This is a genomic window from Candidatus Pelagibacter bacterium nBUS_44 (assembly GCF_051200895.1).
Classification (GTDB): Bacteria; Pseudomonadota; Alphaproteobacteria; order Pelagibacterales; family Pelagibacteraceae; genus Pelagibacter.
Genome location: NZ_CP172838.1, coordinates 991,198 through 1,010,921 on the forward strand (window position 1 = coordinate 991,198; position 19,724 = coordinate 1,010,921).

A 19,724-nucleotide genomic window follows, 5' to 3' on the forward strand; every position below is an offset into this window, starting at 1 on the left:
AGAAAAAAGTAATTATATTAAAATCAATAACTAATCAATTATGAATATAAAAAATGTATATATTTTAGATGATAGAGCCATTCTTTACTTGAACGGTGTGGATGCAAAAGAGTTTCTACAAAATCTGATTAGTAACGACATCAATAAAGTAAGTGAAACTAATACTTGTTTTACTTCTTTGCTGTCTCCTCAAGGAAAATTTTTATATGAATTTATAATAATCAAACATAAATCTGGCTATTTGATTGATTGTGAAAAATCTCAAGCTGATGGACTATTTAGACAATTAAGTATTTATAAATTAAGATCAAAAGTAGAAATACTTAACCTAAGCAATGAATTTGTCGTTGCTGCATTTAGTCATGAAAAATTCCTAACCTTTGATGGAGGACAAGATATTTCTGGGTTTACTTTAAAATATAGAGAAGATCCTATTTTTCTTGACCCAAGAAATAAACAATTAGGAGCTAGATTAATTATTAATTTAGAAAAACTTTATTTATCACTAAAAAAATTAGACCTACATGATTCAAATCTGAGCGAATATTATTCTTATAGCCACAAGCTAGGGATAGTTCCAAAAGATCTAAATAAATTACAAAATAAAATATTTGGAATTGAATGTAATTATGAAGAATTGAATGGAATAGATTTTAAGAAAGGTTGTTACGTTGGACAAGAAAATACAGCTAGAATTAAACTTAAAAATAAACTTTCAAAAAGATTACTACCAATAAGTATGGTTAATGGTGAATTAACTGAAGGTGAAAATATTTATTATAACGATAATGAAATTGGTAAAGTATTAATAGATAAAGAATATCCATTTGCTTTAATTAAATATCTAGACGAAAACTTTAATGTAAAATCTGATTTTAATACAAAAGAAGCTTCAATAAAAATTGAAAAGCCTGATTGGATAAAAAACTAATCTATTATTTAAATATATAAATAATTATAAAGATTATAAGTATTACAATAATCCAAATAATTAAATTTTTAAGAAATTGTTTTAGCTGTGAATTTGATTGTAAAAAACCAGGAATAACTAAAAGCAAAACTCCAATCATAAATATGACTGAAAGCAATTTATCCATTAAAAAACTCCTATAAATTTTTGTTTTGGTGCGATCGGAGAGACTCGAACTCTCATGGACTAGGTCCACACGGCCCTCAACCGTGCCTGTCTACCAATTTCAGCACGACCGCAATATGTCTCATAATAAATGAATGACAACTAACTTTCAAATTGGTAAAAAACACTATGGAATTTAGTCAAGAAGTTCAAAAAGCAACAGATCCAATTTACCAAAAAATTTCAAAGGTAATGCCTGAAATCGAATGGTCTGTACATGCTCCTTATATTCATAAAATTAACAAACTTAAAAAAGAAAAGAATGCTGTAATACTAGCTCATAATTATCAAACACCAGAAATTTATCATGGTGTAGCTGACTTTGCTGCAGACTCTTTGGCATTAGCTATTGAAGCATCAAAAACTTCTGCAGATATAATTTTAATGGCAGGAGTTCATTTTATGGCTGAAACTGCAAAATTAATGAGTCCTGAAAAAAAAGTTATTTTACCAGACATGGACGCAGGTTGTTCATTGTCATCTTCAATTACTGGAAAAGATGTGAGATTATTAAAAGAAAAATATCCAGGTGTTCCTGTTGTATCCTATGTAAACACATCAGCAGAAGTTAAAGCAGAAACAGATGTTTGTTGTACTTCGGCAAACGCAGTTAAAATTGTAAAATCATTAGGAGTGAAAAAAGTAATATTTTTACCTGATGATTATCTTGCAAAGTACGTTGCTTCTCAAACAGATGTGGAAATCATATCTTGGAAAGGTATCTGTATTGTCCATGACCAATTCAATGAAAAAGAAATACATGATATTAGAGAAAAGAACCCAGGAATTAAAATCATTGCTCATCCTGAATGTCCTCCAGAGGTTATTAAAGCAAGTGACTTTGCTGGCTCAACATCAGGTATGATAAAATATGTTCAAGATAACCAACCTAAAAAAGTTATGATGGTAACAGAATGTTCAATGAGTGATAATATTCAAGTAGAAAATCCAAATGTTGATTTTATAAAACCTTGCAATATGTGTCCATACATGAAAAAAATTACTCTTCCTAAAATTTTAGATTGCCTAGAAAATGAAACTGGTGAAATAATTATGGACAAAGAGACAATTGAAAAAGCCAGAATATCAGTTGAAAAAATGGCTGCCATCGGCAGATAATTAAGTGTTAAAAATAAAACTTAGCAAAGATTTTATACGTAATACCGTTAAAAGAGCATTAAATGAAGATCTCTATCCTTCAGGAGATATTACATCAAGTTTAGTAAAAAATAATAAAATTATAAAAGTTAAACTTCTTTCAAATCAAAATGCAATTATTGGTGGTTTGTTATTTGCAGAACAAGCTTTTGATTTAATTGATAATAAAATTAAATTTCTAATTAAAAAGAAAGATGGTGCTCAAGTAAAAAAAGGATCTTTAATAGTTACAATAGAGGGTAAGGCAAAAAATATATTAGTAGCTGAAAGAGTTGCTTTAAATTTTCTATCTCATATTTCAGGTATTGCCACAAAAACAAATCAATTTGTAAAACTTGCTGGTAAACAATGTAAAATTTGTTGTACGCGTAAAACAATACCTAATATGAGAGTTATTCAAAAATATGCTGTTAAATTAGGAGGTGGCACAAACCACAGGTTTAATCTTAGCGATGAATTTTTAATTAAAGATAATCATATCGCTTCATCAGATATAAAAAATTTAGTTTCTTTGGCTATTAAGAATAAAAAAAGAAAAAAAATTACTGTTGAAGTTGATAATTTAAAACAACTAAAAACTATTATGGGCCTTAAATTTAATACAGTCTTATTTGACAATATGTCTTTAAAAAATTTAAAGGAAGGAGTTAAAATTGCTAGAAAGTATTATGAAACAGAAGCTTCAGGAAACATCAATTTAAAAACAGTTAAAGGAGTTGCTAAAACAGGGGTAGACAGAATATCTGTTGGCAGCATTACTCATAGTGCTTCAGCTATTGATTTTAAATTAGAAATCTAAGATACAAATTTAGACAAATCAGGTTTAAAATAATTTGGACCCTTCATTACTTTTCCTGACTCATTGTAAATAGGTTTGCCATTTTCACCTAGTTTACTCATGTTGGAGTTTTGAACCTCATCAAAACATTTATCTAAATCAATACCAAAAGCATGACCCGCACCATAAGCTACATACAAAATATCAGTAAGCGCATCAGCCACTTCTAGCAGATCATTATTTTTCATTGCTTCCTGAAGCTCATCAAGTTCCTCTTTAATTAAATCAATCCTTAATTTATTGATTTTATCACTACTAAATGAAGGTTTGGTTTTGACCTCTTGACCAAAAGTTTTCATAAAAGTTCCTACTTTATTAAAATTCGACATTTTGCTCCTGTAAGTTTTTTAAAATTATTGTATGTTATAGTTATTTATTACTTACAAATTAATCAATGAAATTAAGAAAAGAATTTGACAGTATTGGAAGTGTTAATGTTCCTAATGATAAATATTGGGGTGCATCAACACAAAGATCTAATAAATTTTTTAATATTGGTAAAATTTTAGTAAGTATTTCAATGATAAAATCTATAGCAATTATTAAAAGGTCTGCTGCAATAGTTCATCAAAAAGAAAAACAAATAAATAAAAAAATTTCAAATTCCATTATTAAAGCATCTGAAGAAATTATTAAGGAAAAACTAAACGGAAATTTTCCACTAAAAGTTTGGCAAACTGGGTCAGGTACTCAAACTAATATGAATGTAAATGAAGTAATAGCTAATCGAGCAATAGAAATATTGGGAGGAAAAAAAGGAACAAAAAAACCTGTTCACCCTAACGATCATGTAAATAAATCTCAATCTACAAATGATGTTTTCCCGACAGCGATGCATATAGCTGTAGCACAAGAGACTGTTTCAAAACTTTTACCGAGTTTAAAAGTTTTAGAAAAGGAATTGGCAAAAAAATCAAAAGAATTTAAAAATATAATTAAAATAGGAAGGACACATTTACAAGATGCAACTCCTTTATCTTTAGGGCAAGAATTTTCAGGTTATCAAGCACAATTAAAAAAAAGCATTAAAAGAATAAAAGAAGCACTAAAAGAAATATACTTTCTTGCGCAAGGAGGAACAGCAGTAGGAACTGGAATTAATTCAAAAAAAGGTTTTGACAAAAAAATTGTTAAAGAAATAGCAAAATATACAAAGTTACCTTTTAAGCCCTCTGAAAATAAATTTTCAGAAATAGCAGCACATGATGCTATTGTAAATTTCTCAGGAACATTAAACACATGTGCTATTACTTTAATGAAGATTTCAAATGACATAAGATTTTTAGGTTCTGGACCAAGAGCTGGTTTAGGTGAATTAATATTACCTGAAAATGAACCAGGTTCTTCTATTATGCCTGGAAAGGTTAATCCAACGCAGTGTGAAGCTGTAACTATGGTTTGTGCTTACGTGATGGGAAATAATACTGGAATAGCTGTTGCAGGATCACATGGCCATTTTGAATTGAATGTTTTTAAACCTATGATCGCTCACAGCATCTTACAATCAATAGTTCTAATTTCAGATAGTACAAAAAATTTTTCTCAATATTGTGTAAAAGGAATTAAAGCAAACAAAAAAAGAATTAAGGAACATCTAGATAATTCCTTAATGCTTGTTACAGCTTTAGCTCCCAAAATTGGTTACGATAATGCTGCAAAAATTGCAAAACGCGCACTCAAAAATAATACAACATTAAAATTTGAGACATTAAAAACAGGTCTAATTAACGAAAAAGATTATCATAAAATTGTAGATCCTAAGAAAATGATCTATCCAGCATAATTTTTTATTGCCTGGTTCATTAAATTTTTAAAGTAAATCCTATTTTGAAGTTTATTATTTTTTAAAATTAATTTTTTAAGACTTTTATTTACTTTTGGATCAATTAATCCATCAATCCTAATATCATTTAAATCAGCAGTGAATTGATCAAAATTATAGCTCAGATTAAATTGAATATTTTTTACTTCTTTTCGATAATTTCGTGGTGTCTGAAAAAACTTGTAAAATTCCTGAAAATTATTGATCTTAATTGTAATTAATGCGTCTAAAAATAAGTTATTGTTATTCATAAAGATTAGGCTGTCTGATATTTTTAAATCAGCCATATTTAGCCAGCTAAGTGTAGTTTCATTTATGTCTATTAAACCTTCTCTTATCTTTACCTTAAGTGCTACATTATCTAAATCTTCAATTGCATCAATTTGTTTTACATTAAAAAAAGTATTCATATTTAAATTTTTATTATTTAGTATTTTAGTTTTTAAAAATTGAAGCAAAATTGAATTCGGATTTAAAAATTCTTTTGAATTTATTTTTTTTAACAAACCTGATGACTCCAAAAAAAAAGGTTTTAAATTGATAGTGCCTTTATAATTAAAATTTGGGTTAATTGGTCTATCAGAAAAATTAAATTCAAATAAGTCTTTACTGTAATTATATTTAGCGTTAATTTTTTTTTTATTATAATAAAAATTTATTAGACCTTCTTTTTTTTTAAGATTTTTATAATCTAAATAATTTTCAGTTTTAAGATTTAATGAACTAGAATTTATATTACTTGTAATTTTTTTATTAACAAAATCATTATTAAATTTAATATTATAAAATAAATTAAATATTTTATTATCTGAAATAAAAAAATTTGATAATTTTTTTTTATCATAATAATATTTTAAATAATCAATTTTGTTAATAAATAAAACATCATTTTTAATATTACGATAAAAAATATTACTATTCTTAATTTCAAACTTAAAATTAGAAAAATCATTTTTTAAAAGTTCTGTAAAAAAATTATAGTTTTTTTTATTAACATCAAAATTTACATTACTTAGAATAATATCTTTAATTTGTAAATTTTCCAAAAATAATAATTTATTAATTGGAATGTCAACTTTGATTTTACCTGAATTTTTAAATTGATTTAAAAATGAAACTTTTTCAAAAGTAAAATAAGGTCTTGGAAAAAAACTATAACTAAAATTTTCTGATAAGTTAAAATCTATATTCAAATTTTTTGATAATTCACTCTCTACTTTATTAATTAACTTATCGTTATTATAAAAATATGGTATGGATAAATAAGATAATATAAAAAAAATTACCCCTAATACAAAATAAGAGGTTCTATTACTAATTGTAAATGTTAATTTTTTCTTTTTGGAAAAAAAATTTAATTTGATTAATTTGATCTTTAAAAAAGTATTTAATTTGATTAACTTGATCTTTAATAAATTATTTAATTTGTTTAATTTTTTTTTTAATAGACTATTTTTAATATGATCTATCTTTTTAAAGATCTTAAAATTATGTTTAAATTTGCTCAACATGTGATTAAAGCTTATAAAGAATTATTTTAAATGATAAACTCAGATTATCTAAATAACTTAAATAAAGCCCAAAAAGAAGCTGTATTATATTTAGAGGGACCTTTATTGATTGTTGCGGGCGCTGGGTCTGGAAAAACAAAAGTTTTAACATCAAGAATTGCACATATAATTAAGGAAAAAAAAGCATTTCCTAATCAAATTCTCTCAGTAACATTTACCAATAAAGCTGCAAAAGAAATGCAAACTAGAGTAAGTAAAATGCTCGGATCTGCAGCAACCGGATTATCTTGGCTTGGCACATTTCACTCCATTTGTGCAAAAATTTTAAGAAAACATGCAACTGCAGCTAAACTTAATTCAAACTTTACAATTATAGATACAGACGACCAAACAAGACTTATCAAGAATATTTGTAAAAGTGAAAATATTGACATTAAACAATTAGCACCGAGGTTTATATTGGCAATAATTGATCGCTGGAAAAATAAAGGATACTACCCTTCAGAGGTTATGATAAATAACAAGGATGTTTATGAAAAAACTATTTTACCTCTATACAAAATTTATCAACAAAAATTAATAGATTTAAATTCATGTGATTTTGGAGATCTAATTTTACATGCTGTAAAAATTTTAGAAAACTATCCGGATATAAGACAAATTTACTCTACCAACTTCAAATATATTTTGGTTGATGAATATCAGGATACTAATTTTATTCAAAGCAAATGGTTAAATTTATTATCAGAAAAAACAAAAAATTTATGTTGTGTGGGCGATGATGATCAATCTATTTATAGTTGGCGAGGTGCTGAGATTAAAAACTTTTTAGAATTTGATCAAGTTTATAAAAACACAAAAGTCATAAGACTTGAACAAAATTATAGATCCTCTCAAAATATTTTATCTGTTGCGTCAAATCTAATTGCAAATAATCAAAATAGAGTGGGCAAGACTCTTATAAGTGAAATGGAAGAGGGAGATTTGGTTAAGTTAAACTGTTTTAAGAACGGTAAAGATGAAGCGATAGGTATTTCTGATGAAATTGAAAAAAAATTAAAAAAAAAATATTCATTTAATGAAATGGCTATTTTAGTAAGAGCAATATTTCAAACAAGAGAATTTGAGGAAAGATTTCTCAAAATTGGTATGCCTTATAGAATTTTAGGAGGTACAAAATTTTATGAAAGAGCAGAAATTAAAGATTGTGTTGCATATTTAAGATTAATCCATCAAGAAAAAGATGATTTGGCTTTTGAAAGAATAGTCAATAATCCTAAAAGATCGATTGGAGATACCACTTTGAAAACTATTCATGAATTTGGCAAGAAAAATAATTTGAGTTTAGAATCAGCTGCAAAAAAAATGATTGACCAAAATTTGATAAAACCAAAAACAAAAATGGGTCTTAATTTTTTTCTCAATACATTAAATAAATGGAGAAATGATATTAATATTAAAAAGATTAATCACGTAAAACTACTACAGACTGTTTTAGATGAGTCTGGATACTCAGCTATGTTAAAAAACAAAAAAGATTTAGATAATGAAAATAGATTAGAAAATATTAAAGAATTAATAAGTGCAATGAAAGAATTTGATAATTTAGAAAGTTTTTTAGAACATGTGTCTCTTGCAACTTCAATTGACCAAGATTGGGATGGAGAAAAGATTAATATGATGACTATGCATGCTGCCAAAGGACTAGAATTTGATGTTGTTTTTCTTCCTGGTTGGGAAGAAGGATTGTTTCCTCATCAAAAATCAATTGAGGAAAAAGGGCAAAATGGTCTTGAAGAGGAACGACGACTTGCTTACGTTGGAATTACAAGAGCTAAAAAAAAAGCAATAATTTCTTTCTCTATGAACAGGTTTTATCAAGGTGATTGGATCGATAGTATGGCTTCAAGATTTATTGAGGAATTGTCAGAAAAATATTTAGAAAAAAATTCTTTTTTTGATGATGAAATTGATGATGGTCAAGATTTTGATTTTAATCAAGACCTTGAAATTGAAGAAGGAACAAGAAGTCCTGGATGGATAAGATATCAAAAAAGAATTAAATGAAAAAAAGAATAAATAGTTTAAAAAAAAAATTCAAAAAATATGGTATTGATGGTTATGTCATACCTAAAAATAACGATTACTTTACTGAATATTCAAAAATAAATAGATTAAAAATAATCTCAAATTTTAGTGGATCAGCTGGATTAGCTATAATTTTAAAAAATAAAAACTATTTATTTACAGATGGCAGATATACAATTCAAAGTGAGATAGAGTCTGGAAAAAATTTTCAAATTTTTAGCTATGAAAAAATAATTAATTGTAAGTTATTTAATAATTTGAAATTAGGACTTGATCCAAAACTTTTTACCTCTGAGCAAATTAAAAAATATTTTTTAAGACAAAACCAGGTAAAATTTATATCTAATAATTTAATAGACGAGATTAAAATCGATAAAATTAGTAATGATGCTCCTTTTTTTTCTCTTAAAGATGAAATAGTTGGAGAAAATAAAATATCAAAAATTAATAAGATTGTTAATTACTTAAAGAAAAAAAGAGCTGATAATTTATTTATAACAGCCCCTGAAAATGTGGCATGGATTTTAAATATTAGAGGAAATGATGTACCTAATAGTCCAATACCTAACTGTAGATTAATAATAAATAAGTCGAAAAAAATTTTTTTAATAACAGAACCTAAAAAAGCAAAAATATTAATTAAGAAAAAAATAATCAATAAAAACCAATTGATTAATATAAACGACCTACAAAAAAAAATTTTGTTAATAAATGGAAAAAATTTTATAATTGATAATAAATCATGTTCTGTTTTCTATGAAAATATTATTAAATCCAAATTTGATATAATAAGTAGAGAAGACCCAACATATCTTTTAAAAGCAATAAAAAATAAAACTGAAGTCAAAAATATGATTAACTCCCATATTCTAGATGGTGTTGCTCTAACAAAATTTATTTATTGGATTAAAAATATTAATAAAAAAAACATCACTGAAGTAGATGCTCAAATAAAATTAGAACAATTTAGAAAAAAAAATAGGAATTATTTGTATCCAAGTTTTGATACCATTGCCGGGTCTGGAGCAAATGGAGCGATTGTTCACTACAGAGCCAAGAAAGAAAATTGTAAATTTATTAAGAAAAATGATATTTTTTTGTGTGACTCTGGAGGACAGTATAAATATGGAACAACAGATGTTACTAGAACACTCTGTTTTTCAGAGCCAAAACAAAATATTAAAAATATTTACACTAAAGTTTTAAAAGGACATATCGCTGTAGCCACTACAAATTTACTTAAAGATAACATTGGAAAAAAAATAGATAAAAGAGCCAGAAAATACTTAAATAAAAGTAATTTAAATTATGCTCATGGCACTGGCCATGGTGTAGGTTTTTTTCTAAATGTCCATGAAGGTCCACAGTCTATTTCAAAATTAAATAACATTAAAATTAAAGAAGGTATGATTTTAAGTAATGAACCAGGTTATTACAAAAAAGGAAAATTTGGTATTAGAATAGAGAATTTAGTTTATGTGAATAAAGTTAAAAACAAAATTTTTTTTGAAAACTTAACTCTTGCACCGCTAGAGAAAGAATTAATCAATTTTAATCTTCTTACTAAGCTTGAAAAAAACTATCTCTTTAAATATCATTTATATGTTTATTCAAAAATTTCAAAATTTCTAAATGTAAAAGAAAGAAAATGGTTAGCCAGTTTTATTTAGCATTTTTAAAAATTGTTTTTGATCTAATATAGAAATGTTAAGTTCTTTAGCCATATCAACTTTTTTTCTCGTCGGCTTTTCTCCAATAATTAAATAGTTTAATTTTTTTGTTATACTGCTTACAGATGTTCCAGAATTTTCCTCTATTAAAGATTTTGCTTCTGCCCTACTGATACCATTTAGTTTTCCTGTTAACATGAATGTTTTATCTTTTAACAAACCACTTGGATCCTGAATTTTAGCATCTTTAATAACTAAGATTTTTTCTAATTCATTTAAGATGTTCATATTATCTTTATTATTAAAAAAAAATTTAATTGAATTTAGCTGAGTTTCTCCGATCCCATCAATATTTAATAGATCATTAAAATTTTTATCTTTTGATAAACTCTTAAATTTTGAAAATGACTTAAAATATTTTGATAAAATTTTTGCATTTTCTAATCCAATATGTCTTATACCCAATGAGTATATTAACTTATCTAGAGAAATATTTTTTTTTTGATTAATTGAATATTTTAAATTCTGCATTGATTGATGTCCCCAACCTTCAAGATTTTCTATTTTTTTAAAATCTAATTTAAAAATATCTTGCGGAAATTTTAACAATTTGAGTTTCCAAAAATTTTCTACAATTTTTTTTCCAAAACCTTCAATATTAAAAGCATCTTTCGATACAAAATGTTTTAATCTCTCTATAGCTATTTTTTCACACATGTAGCCTTCACTAGTACATCTTCTTACAGCGTCATTTTTTTTTGTTATTGTATTGAATTCTTTCACTGTTTCAGATCCACATGAAGGACATTTTTTGGGAAATATAAATTTAGAACTTTTGTTATTTCTTTTACTTTTATCGACAGACAAAATATGTGGTATAACATCACCAGCTCGTTCTATATTTGCAATATCACCAATTCTCACGTCTTTTCTATTAATTTCATCTTCATTATGTAAAGTTGCATTTGAAACAACTACTCCACCTATATTTACAGGCTTTATTTTTGCTACTGGTGTTAACGCACCAGTTCTTCCAATTTGAATATCAATATTTAATATTTCAGAAACTGCTTTATTTGAAGAGAATTTATGAGCTATTGCCCATCTTGGGGCATTTGCAATATATCCAAGTCTTTTTTGAAGATTAAAATCATTAACTTTATAAACAATGCCATCTATATCAAAATTTAATTCTGTTCTTTTTTTTTCAATCTTTTCATAATTTATTAATAAATTTTTAACTCCAATGATTAAACTATTTAAAGAATTTGTTTTAAAGCCCCATTCATTTAATTGTTTTAAATAATCAAATTGATTTTTTACATTTAAACCTTTTTCATATCCATGTGTGTATGCAATAAATTTAAGGGGTATTTTTCTTGTTTCTTCTGGATCTTTTTGTCTTAATGAACCAGATGCTGCATTTCTTGGATTTGCAAATTTTTTATTTAAACTTTTAAAATCACTATTTTGGATAAAAACTTCTCCTCTGATATCTATTTCTTTAGGGAAATTTTTACTTATTATTTTTTTTGGAATATCTTTAATGGTTGCAAGATTATTAGTTATATCCTCGCCTTCATTACCATCGCCTCTGGATAACCCCTTTATAAATTTACCATCTTGATAAATCAAGGAAGCTGAAATGCCATCTATCTTTGGTTCTGCACTGTATGTAATCTTATAATCTTCTTCCTTAGATATAAAATTTAATATTTTTTTCTCAAAATTTAATAAATCTTTCTCATCAAAAGCATTTGACAAAGAAAGCATAGGAATTCTATGTCTTAATTTGTTAAAATTTTTGGAAGGCTTGTAACCAACTATTTGGCTGGGGGATTTTTTTGAATTTAAAAAATTATATTTTTTTTCAAGCAGTAAAATATTATGCTTGAGTTCATCAAATTCTTTGTCTGAAACAATTGGTGAACTATTATCATAATAATATTTACTATAATCGTTAAATAATTTAATTTTTTTATTATAATCTTTTTGAATTTCTTTTTTATTCATTAAATTCAAATAATGATTTAATTTTTTTTAAAGTACTCTTATTTTTAATCTTATTTTTCTTTATACGCTTATATTTTTTATCAAATAAACTATAAGAATTTTCATACCATTCTGATGATTGATAATTATATCCGAGTAATTTAGCATATTTTTTTGCTTCATCTTTTAAACCAATTATATAGTGAACTTCTACCAATCTGTGTAATGCTTCTTCGGCATATATGGTTGTTTCATAATCATTAATAATTGTTTGAAATCTATTTATTGCTGATATCCATTTCTTTTTTTCAAAATAATAACGACCAATATACATTTCTTTAGCAGCTAAAATATCATTGATCAGATCTATTTTGAATTCTGCGTCCAATGCATAACTAGTTTTTTGATAGTCTCTTATGACAATTTCAAAATATTGTTTTGCTTTTATTATTGATTGTAAATCTTTCTTTTCATCAACAATCTGTTCATAATACGAAATAGCTATTAAATAATAAACATAATCTAAATTTTTATGTTTTGGATAAACTTTTAAAAATCTATCTAGCTCTGCTATCGCATCTTTTAGATAATCTTGTGAATAATATGCATATGCTGCCATCAAAGCAGATTTTGGGGCCCATTCAGATTGTGGGAATAAAAGCTCAGCTTCATTAAATTTTGAAGCAGCATAAAGAGCGTCCCCCTCCTCTAAATAATTCATTCCCTCTTCATATGTCTCTAAAACTTGAAGATCTAAACTTTTTTCTTTTATGACTGATTTTCTGGCCTCTTCTTTTGAGCAAGACACAAGTATTAATATGAAAAAAAAGGATAATAAAAATTTATTAATTTTCATATAAGATTTATACTTATTTAAAGGACACTTTGGAAGTTGTCTTTGTTATGAAGCGATAGAGCGTAAAATATTTTTGTTTATAAGTGTATGGGGTAGATTTTTTTCTTTAATTTCTAAAATTGAAAAATTTTCTTTATTTTGAAAGACTTTTCTTAATAATTGATTAGTTAAAAAATGTCCTCCCTGAGAGCATTTAATGCCAGCTATAATTCTATATCCAGAAGTATATAAATCTCCAATGCAATCTAATATTTTGTGATTAACGAATTCTTTATTATTTCTTAAACCTTCCTCATTTAATATTTGGTCATCTTTAACCACAATCGCATTTTCTAAACTACCACCTTTAGCAAGTCCATTCTTTTTAATTATTTCAATATCCTCGAATAAGCAAAATGTTCTTGAATTATAAACATCGGTTAAATCATCTTCAAAAACTTTAACTTTGTTTCTTTGATTTCCAATAATCTGGTTTTTATATTTAAGTTCAAAATCTATTTCTAAACTTAAAGTAGAAGGTTGTATCGAAATAAATCTATCACCATCTGTATATTTTATTTCTCTATTAATCTTGATAATCTTAATTGGAGCGTCACTTACAGTTACTCCAGTATTTATGATTTTTTCTATAAATTCTTTTGCAGAACCATCTAAAATTGGAACTTCCTCATTATCAATCTCTATTAATGCATTATCAATACCAAGCCCAAACAATGCTCCCATCAAATGTTCTATAGTTGAAACTTTAATACCAAATTCGTTTTCAATAGTTGTATTTAATGATGTATTTGTGACATGCATAAAATTTGGGTAGATCAAGTTATTTATTTTGTGATCAATTCTTTTAAAAACAATACCAAAATTTGGTGAAGCTGGTTTAATACAAATATTTACATTTAATCCACTGTGCAGCGCTACACCATTAAATGAGACATTACTTTTAATTGTTTTTTGAGTTAAATAAGACACACAGGACTTTTAATTTGTTTTTGACCAATATTAAAAACAACAAATATTACTGGAAAAAACAATACTAACTAAATAATTGAAAAAATTTTTCAAAAAATCCCTTATTTTCAGTATTTTTTGAAACTAATGTTATTTCATTTTTATTTAAGCCATTTTTTAATTTACTAGCCATAATTGATAGTTCGCTAATATCAGAACCAAAAAAACTCTGTATATATTCTCTTGACATATATTGATTGACTTGAATTTGATGTTTTTCTAACAACTTTTCAAATACAGAAGTTAGGTTGTTTGAAATAGATATAAATTTCACTGACAAATATAAATATCCTTCATTAGTATCAGAATTGTTTGATAAATTTTTTATACTATTTTCATCAGAATCATTAATTAGCATATGCATAATAACTTGATCTTGATAGTTTTCTTTAAATGAGTCTTTAACCTCCATTAAATAATTTTTTATATTATCTTGATTTTGGAGTTGTTCGGAATCTTTTTTTTTATTCCTATGTCAGTATTTAAAATTTTATCATTTTCAATTATTAGAGTAATATCTTTAATAAAGTTACCTACTAATTTTTCTATTCTATAAATATTTTCATCAAGAAATTTTGGTAAATAACTTAAATCATCTGGATTGATTTTATCGTCAATTTTAAATTCTTGTTTGTATAAATTTTTTGAATTTTTTTTATCATCAACAAATATTGTATATTGGTTTTCAGAAATATAGAGAAATGTTTCAAAATCTGGCTCTTCAATCATTTAAAATAATTTGATTTTTAATTCTTGCATCAATTATTTTAATATCTTTAAATTCATTATTATGCAAAAACTCTGATGCTAATTTTAAACTTTCTTTAATATTATCATTAGGTAATTTTATAATTATATTATTTCTTAATTCTAAATCCCATCTTTTAGATAAAAAAAAATATAAACTTTCTATTTCTTCAAAAGATATTTCGGACTCATCTATGATTTTTTTAATATTAAAGAATTCGATAATTTCAGGATTTCCAAACACAAAAGGTAATTGATTATTAGAATACTTATTTTCGATAAGTTTTCCATTTGAACCTAAATCATAAATTTTTCCATTTTTACTAATTCTTGCTAAAAAACTTGTCTTATCAATATTTATATTTAGTGAGGACGGGTATTTTTTGAAAATAAAATATTTTTCCACCAAATTGTTAGACTCTATTAGAGTGTTAAGATCTTTTTTATTAATTAAATAAATATTGTCTAATTTTAAATTTTTTATTTTTTTTGATATAATTGAATTATCCTCGTTCTCAAGTCCAGTAACATTAATATTTTTAACACTTTGAAATTTTAGATTGTTAATATTAATATTGTTAATTGAGCCCACTAAGAAAAGTAAAAAAAAATATATTAAAATCTTTTTACTTTTTCGTTGATGCATCTTTTAAAATCCACTCAATTAATTTTATAAAAGTTATTCCTTTGTATCTTGCTATCTCTGGAACAAGAGACAATCTTGTCATTCCTGGTTGGGTATTAATTTCTAATAAATAAAACTTATTATTATAAAATTTAAAATCTGATCTTGTTACACCTTTGCAACCAATAACTTTATGTGCTTTGAGAGCCATGTTCATTACTTCATCAAGTTTATTTTTAGATAATTCTACTGGAATAATATGTTCAGTTTTTGCTTTAACATCATATTTAGCCCGATAATCATAAAACTTTCTTTTAGGTTTAAGTTCAATTGCACCTAGTTTTTTATGTCCCATAATTGCAACTTGAATTTCTCTTCCGGCAATAAATTCTTCAATAATTATTTGTTTGTAATTTTCCAATAATTTCAAAAATTTTGAAATATTTTTTTTAGTACAAATGAAAACATTCACGCTTGAGCCTTCATTAATTGGTTTTAATACTACTGGAAATTTTAATTTTTTTTCAATTGTTTTTATTAAATCTAAATTTTTTTTATCATATGAATATTTAATAAATTTTGGTGTAGAAATTTTATTTTTAATAAAAATTTTCTTTGAAATTTCTTTATCCATTGCCAAAGCTGAAGCCACTGTACCGGAGTGTGTGTATGGAATTTTAAATCCTTCAAGAATTGTTTGTATGTATCCGTCTTCACCAAATTGTCCGTGCAAAGCATTAAAAATAATATTTGGTTTAAACTGATTAATACTTCTAGCAAGTTGATTGTCTGGTTCTGAAATTTTTACCTTATAGCCATTTTTTTTTAATTCTTTTGCAACTTGCAAGCCGGTATCAAGACTTATTAATCTTTCCTTTGAGATTCCTCCTGAAATTATGAGTATTTTTTTTTTCAATCTATTCTAAAATTTTAATTTCTGTTTCTAACCTTATACCAGTTTTTTTTAAAACCTTTTTAGAAACAAATTCTATCAATTTTTTCATATCTTTGAACTCAGCATTTCCTTTATTTACAAAAAAATTACAATGCTTTTCTGAAATACAAGCATCACCAAAAGATTTCTCAATAGAAACTGACTCTTTTATCAATTGCCAAACCTTTTTATCTGACTGTCCTATTGGATTTTTAAAAGTGCTACCACTTGTTTTAATTCTTGTTGGTTGGGCTTTTTCTTTTTTTTCTTTTAATTCTTTCATCTCTTTTTGAATTAAATCTGAATTCTTTTTAAAACCTTTAAAAGAAGCGCTTAAAAAAATTAAATCATCAGACAACCCACTGTCTCTATATTTAAATTTAATTTCTTTAGCTGGTATTGTAATAACTTGTCCTGACTTGTTGATTGCTTGGATTGATATTAAGATATCTTTAAACTCTCTTCCAAAGCAACCGGCGTTCATCTTTATTCCTCCACCTACTGTCCCTGGTATACATGAGAGAAATTCAAATCCACCCAAACTATTACTCATAGCATATTCTGAAAGTGTTTTGTCTCCAACTGCACTTCCCGCTATAATTATATCTTCAGATAGAAGTGACATATTGCTAAAGTTATTTGAAAGCTTAATTACTACACCGTCATAAGTACTGTCAGTGATTAAAGTATTTGATCCACCAGACAGAACAAAAATTTTCACCTTGTTTTCAATTTTTTTTAAGAATTTGATTAGCTCTTTTAAATTATCAGCTTTATAAAAAATTTTGGTTTTGCCACCTATATTAAACCAATTTTTTTTTTTAAATCATAGTCAAATTTTACATTGTTGTTAAATTCTGACGATAATTCTTCGAGATTAATATTCATTATAATAATTTAGGTAGCTCTCTCATCCATGCTGATATGGTACCTGCACCCATTCCAATAACTATTTTTTTTCCATAAATGTTATTTTTAATGTATTTTGCTAACTGATATTTATCATCTACTAAAAATAACTTTACTTTTGAGTTCTTAATTAATTCTTTTGCAAAATTTAAATAACTAAATCCTAATTTAATTTTTTCTCCAGCAGTATAAATTGGAAACAGGATTACCTTATCTGCACCTCTAAAAGCATGAGTAAATTCTTTTTTTAAATCTTTTAATCTTGAAATTCTATGAGGCTGAAATATACATATTTTTTCATAATTATTGTAAACATTATTTACCCCATCAAGAACAACTTTTATTTCTGTGGGATGGTGTGCATAATCATCAAAAAAATCTACCTCATTATATGTAAAAATTTTATTAAATCGTCTTTGTACTCCTTTAAAATTTTTTAAGCCTTTCTTAATGTTTGATACTGTCAACCCAACAGTTATTGATAATGCTGCAGCTGCAACGGAATTTCTGATATTATGAAGACCCAATAAGGGTATTCTAATTTTCTTAATTAATTTATTTTTTTTATTTGGTAGAATTATTTTTAAATCAAATTCTGAATATTCTCGAAATTGTTTTATATTTTTAATACAAAAATTTGATTTTGGGTCTAAACCATAAGTGTAAAAATTCTTATTTTTTAAATTTTTAATTAAACTTTTATTGTTGTTATCATCTAAACAAATAAAAGATTTTCCAAAAGATGGAACTTTATTTACAAATTTAATAAAATATTCATTAAGCTCTTTCATGGAACTATAAAAATCCATATGTTCTCTATCTATATTTGTAATTATTGAATAGGTTGGAGGGATATAAACAAAGCTACCATCAGACTCATCTGCTTCCAAAATAGACCAATCACTTTTACCTAATTTTGCTGAATTATTTATAGAGTTAATCACGCCACCATTAATTATAGTTGGATCTATTTTGGTCTCTTGAAAAATTGAAGCTATTAATGAAGTTGTGGTCGTTTTACCGTGTGAACCTACAACTACAATATTTTTAGTTAAAGACACTATATGTGCCAACATTTCCCCTCTTTTATAAACTGGTAACTGTTTTTTTTTAGCTTCAATTAATTCTGGATTATTTTTTTTTATTGCAGATGAAACAACTACAATAGTTGCTTTATTTATATTTTGCTTTTTGTGGCCAATTGAAATCTTAATTTTTTCTTTTTTTAATCTTTCAATATTTTTATTGCTAGAAATATCACTACCCTGAACTTTAAAGCCTTTGCCTTTCATTATCAAAGACAAGCCACTCATGCCTATGCCACCAATACCAACAAAGTGAATTATTTCAGATTTAGCTAATTTAATTTTCATTTATTATTTTTAGTAAATTTTGATTAACATTATTCCATGTATTTTCATAATTTAAATTTTCTAGATTATTTTTTTTCATTATAAAATCATCATCATCTTTTAAAATATCCAACATTAAGTTTTCAAATTTAAGTTGGTCAAAATTAGTTTGATCAATTATCCAGCAACAATTTTTTTTTTCATAATATTTAGCATTTTGAAGCTGATGGTCATCTTTGGAAGTGGGCAAAGGAATGGCTATGAAAGGTATATTAAAACTTGCAATTTCAGCTAAACTAGATGCACCAGCTCTTGTTATACATAAATCTGCTTGATTTAATAATTTATCTAAATTTTGATCAAATTTAAAAACAATATTTTCAATCTCATTTGTTAAATAAAGTTTTTTAAGAAAATTAATATTTGTTTCATTTGTTTGATGAATTATTTTTAGTGGTCTTATTTTTGAAATTTTTATAAAGGTCTGATGCAATAATTCATCAAATATTTTCGCCCCTTGACTTCCGCCTATAACAATTACAGTAAATTTTTTATCTTTCTTTAAATTATTGTTTTTTTCATAATATTTTTTCCTTAAAAGTGGAGAAAGTACAATCAACTTATTTACAAATTTTTTTGGGAAATTAATAATATTACTATCATAACATATTATCTTTTCACAAAAATTTAAGAAAAGCTTATTTGCTCTTCCAATAATCATATTAGGTTCTAATAACAAAATTTTAATTTTTAATATTTTAGCAGCTAAGCAAAGTGGTAAAGACATGTAGCCCCCTGTAGAAATCAACATATTAATTTTTTCTCTTTTAAACAAAAATAAAGATTTTAAAGTTAAAAAAAATACAACAAAAATTGAAAATGGCATTAAGATTAATCTATTTAACCTAGGAGTATCAATTAAAAAAGTTTTATATTTTTCGCTATCTAAATATTTAAAACCTCTCAGATCAGTAGAAATCATAACCTCATAATGACTTTTTAAATGATCATAAATCGTAATTGCTGGCATTACATGTCCACCAGATCCACCTGTAGAAATTAAAATTTTTTTTTTCATT

General features: G+C 25.5%; 18 protein-coding genes and 1 tRNA gene. 6 read left to right on the forward strand and 13 right to left on the reverse strand.

Annotated elements, in window-relative coordinates; all coding sequences use genetic code 11:
- Positions 1-40: 40 nt before the first annotated feature.
- Entirely contained in the window at positions 41-931 is an 891-nt protein-coding gene (locus ACIJYB_RS05565) for a YgfZ/GcvT domain-containing protein (RefSeq protein ID WP_435150445.1), read from the forward strand.
- Between the two features lie 192 nt (positions 932-1,123).
- Here the strand turns inward: ACIJYB_RS05565 and ACIJYB_RS05570 are convergent.
- Positions 1,124-1,209 (reverse strand) — tRNA-Leu (locus ACIJYB_RS05570).
- A gap of 55 nt (positions 1,210-1,264) precedes the next feature.
- Between ACIJYB_RS05570 and nadA the strand changes: the two genes are divergently transcribed.
- Both nadA and nadC read left to right on the forward strand, forming a co-directional pair.
- Complete coding sequence (gene nadA / locus ACIJYB_RS05575) at positions 1,265-2,254, forward strand: quinolinate synthase NadA (protein WP_435150447.1); 990 nt, start codon at positions 1,265-1,267, stop codon at positions 2,252-2,254.
- 4 nt (positions 2,255-2,258) lie between these two features.
- On the forward strand, positions 2,259-3,092 hold the full coding sequence (gene nadC, locus ACIJYB_RS05580) for a carboxylating nicotinate-nucleotide diphosphorylase (protein ID WP_435150448.1): 834 nt from the start codon (positions 2,259-2,261) through the stop codon (positions 3,090-3,092).
- Here nadC and ACIJYB_RS05585 read toward each other — a convergent pair.
- Positions 3,089-3,460, reverse strand: coding sequence for a phosphoribosyl-ATP diphosphatase (locus ACIJYB_RS05585; protein WP_435085343.1), 372 nt, complete (start codon positions 3,458-3,460; stop codon positions 3,089-3,091). The genes nadC and ACIJYB_RS05585 overlap by 4 nt on opposite strands.
- 65 nt (positions 3,461-3,525) lie before the next feature.
- Here ACIJYB_RS05585 and fumC point away from each other — a divergent pair, with 65 nt between their 5' ends.
- Entirely contained in the window at positions 3,526-4,914 is a 1,389-nt protein-coding gene (fumC, locus tag ACIJYB_RS05590) for a class II fumarate hydratase (RefSeq protein ID WP_435150450.1), read from the forward strand.
- Here the strand turns inward: fumC and ACIJYB_RS05595 are convergent.
- Positions 4,902-6,146 carry a hypothetical protein gene (locus ACIJYB_RS05595; protein WP_435150452.1) on the reverse strand — a complete coding sequence of 415 codons (1,245 nt, stop codon included), beginning with the start codon at positions 6,144-6,146 and terminating at the stop codon, positions 4,902-4,904. The genes fumC and ACIJYB_RS05595 overlap by 13 nt on opposite strands.
- Positions 6,147-6,494: 348 nt before the next feature.
- Between ACIJYB_RS05595 and ACIJYB_RS05600 the strand changes: the two genes are divergently transcribed.
- On the forward strand, positions 6,495-8,531 hold the full coding sequence (locus tag ACIJYB_RS05600; protein WP_435150453.1) for an ATP-dependent helicase: 2,037 nt from the start codon (positions 6,495-6,497) through the stop codon (positions 8,529-8,531).
- Positions 8,528-10,222, forward strand: a complete 1,695-nt coding sequence (locus tag ACIJYB_RS05605; protein ID WP_435150455.1) for a M24 family metallopeptidase — start codon at positions 8,528-8,530, stop codon at positions 10,220-10,222. The genes ACIJYB_RS05600 and ACIJYB_RS05605 overlap by 4 nt, the downstream gene beginning before the upstream one ends.
- Here the strand turns inward: ACIJYB_RS05605 and ligA are convergent.
- From ligA to ACIJYB_RS05655, 10 genes are all read right to left on the reverse strand, one after another.
- Positions 10,205-12,235, reverse strand: a complete 2,031-nt coding sequence (ligA, locus tag ACIJYB_RS05610; protein ID WP_435150457.1) for an NAD-dependent DNA ligase LigA — start codon at positions 12,233-12,235, stop codon at positions 10,205-10,207. The genes ACIJYB_RS05605 and ligA overlap by 18 nt on opposite strands.
- Positions 12,228-13,070 carry an outer membrane protein assembly factor BamD gene (locus tag ACIJYB_RS05615; protein WP_435150458.1) on the reverse strand — a complete coding sequence of 281 codons (843 nt, stop codon included), beginning with the start codon at positions 13,068-13,070 and terminating at the stop codon, positions 12,228-12,230. Before ACIJYB_RS05615 ends, ligA begins: the two co-directional genes overlap by 8 nt.
- 45 nt (positions 13,071-13,115) lie before the next feature.
- The gene (lpxC, locus tag ACIJYB_RS05620; RefSeq protein WP_435150460.1) at positions 13,116-14,039 is read right to left on the reverse strand and encodes a UDP-3-O-acyl-N-acetylglucosamine deacetylase; all 924 of its coding nucleotides are present in this window, start codon (positions 14,037-14,039) and stop codon (positions 13,116-13,118) included.
- Positions 14,040-14,103: 64 nt separating this feature from the next.
- On the reverse strand, positions 14,104-14,490 hold the full coding sequence (locus tag ACIJYB_RS05625; RefSeq protein ID WP_435150462.1) for a hypothetical protein: 387 nt from the start codon (positions 14,488-14,490) through the stop codon (positions 14,104-14,106).
- Positions 14,491-14,501: 11 nt separating this feature from the next.
- Positions 14,502-14,807 (reverse strand): hypothetical protein, encoded by a 306-nt coding sequence (locus tag ACIJYB_RS05630; RefSeq protein WP_435150463.1) that lies wholly within the window; start codon positions 14,805-14,807, stop codon positions 14,502-14,504.
- On the reverse strand, positions 14,800-15,471 hold the full coding sequence (locus tag ACIJYB_RS05635; RefSeq protein ID WP_435150465.1) for a cell division protein FtsQ/DivIB: 672 nt from the start codon (positions 15,469-15,471) through the stop codon (positions 14,800-14,802). The genes ACIJYB_RS05630 and ACIJYB_RS05635 overlap by 8 nt, the downstream gene beginning before the upstream one ends.
- Positions 15,452-16,366 (reverse strand): D-alanine--D-alanine ligase, encoded by a 915-nt coding sequence (locus ACIJYB_RS05640; protein WP_435150466.1) that lies wholly within the window; start codon positions 16,364-16,366, stop codon positions 15,452-15,454. Before ACIJYB_RS05640 ends, ACIJYB_RS05635 begins: the two co-directional genes overlap by 20 nt.
- Before the next feature lies 1 nt (position 16,367).
- A complete protein-coding gene (gene murB, locus ACIJYB_RS05645; protein WP_435152548.1) occupies positions 16,368-17,186 on the reverse strand; it encodes a UDP-N-acetylmuramate dehydrogenase in 819 nt (272 codons plus the stop codon).
- Positions 17,187-17,271: 85 nt separating this feature from the next.
- Positions 17,272-18,666: a UDP-N-acetylmuramate--L-alanine ligase gene (murC, locus tag ACIJYB_RS05650; RefSeq protein WP_435150467.1), complete on the reverse strand. Its 1,395-nt coding sequence runs from the start codon at positions 18,664-18,666 to the stop codon at positions 17,272-17,274.
- On the reverse strand, positions 18,656-19,723 hold the full coding sequence (locus tag ACIJYB_RS05655; protein WP_435150469.1) for a UDP-N-acetylglucosamine--N-acetylmuramyl-(pentapeptide) pyrophosphoryl-undecaprenol N-acetylglucosamine transferase: 1,068 nt from the start codon (positions 19,721-19,723) through the stop codon (positions 18,656-18,658). Before ACIJYB_RS05655 ends, murC begins: the two co-directional genes overlap by 11 nt.
- Between the last annotated feature and the right edge of the window lies 1 nt (position 19,724).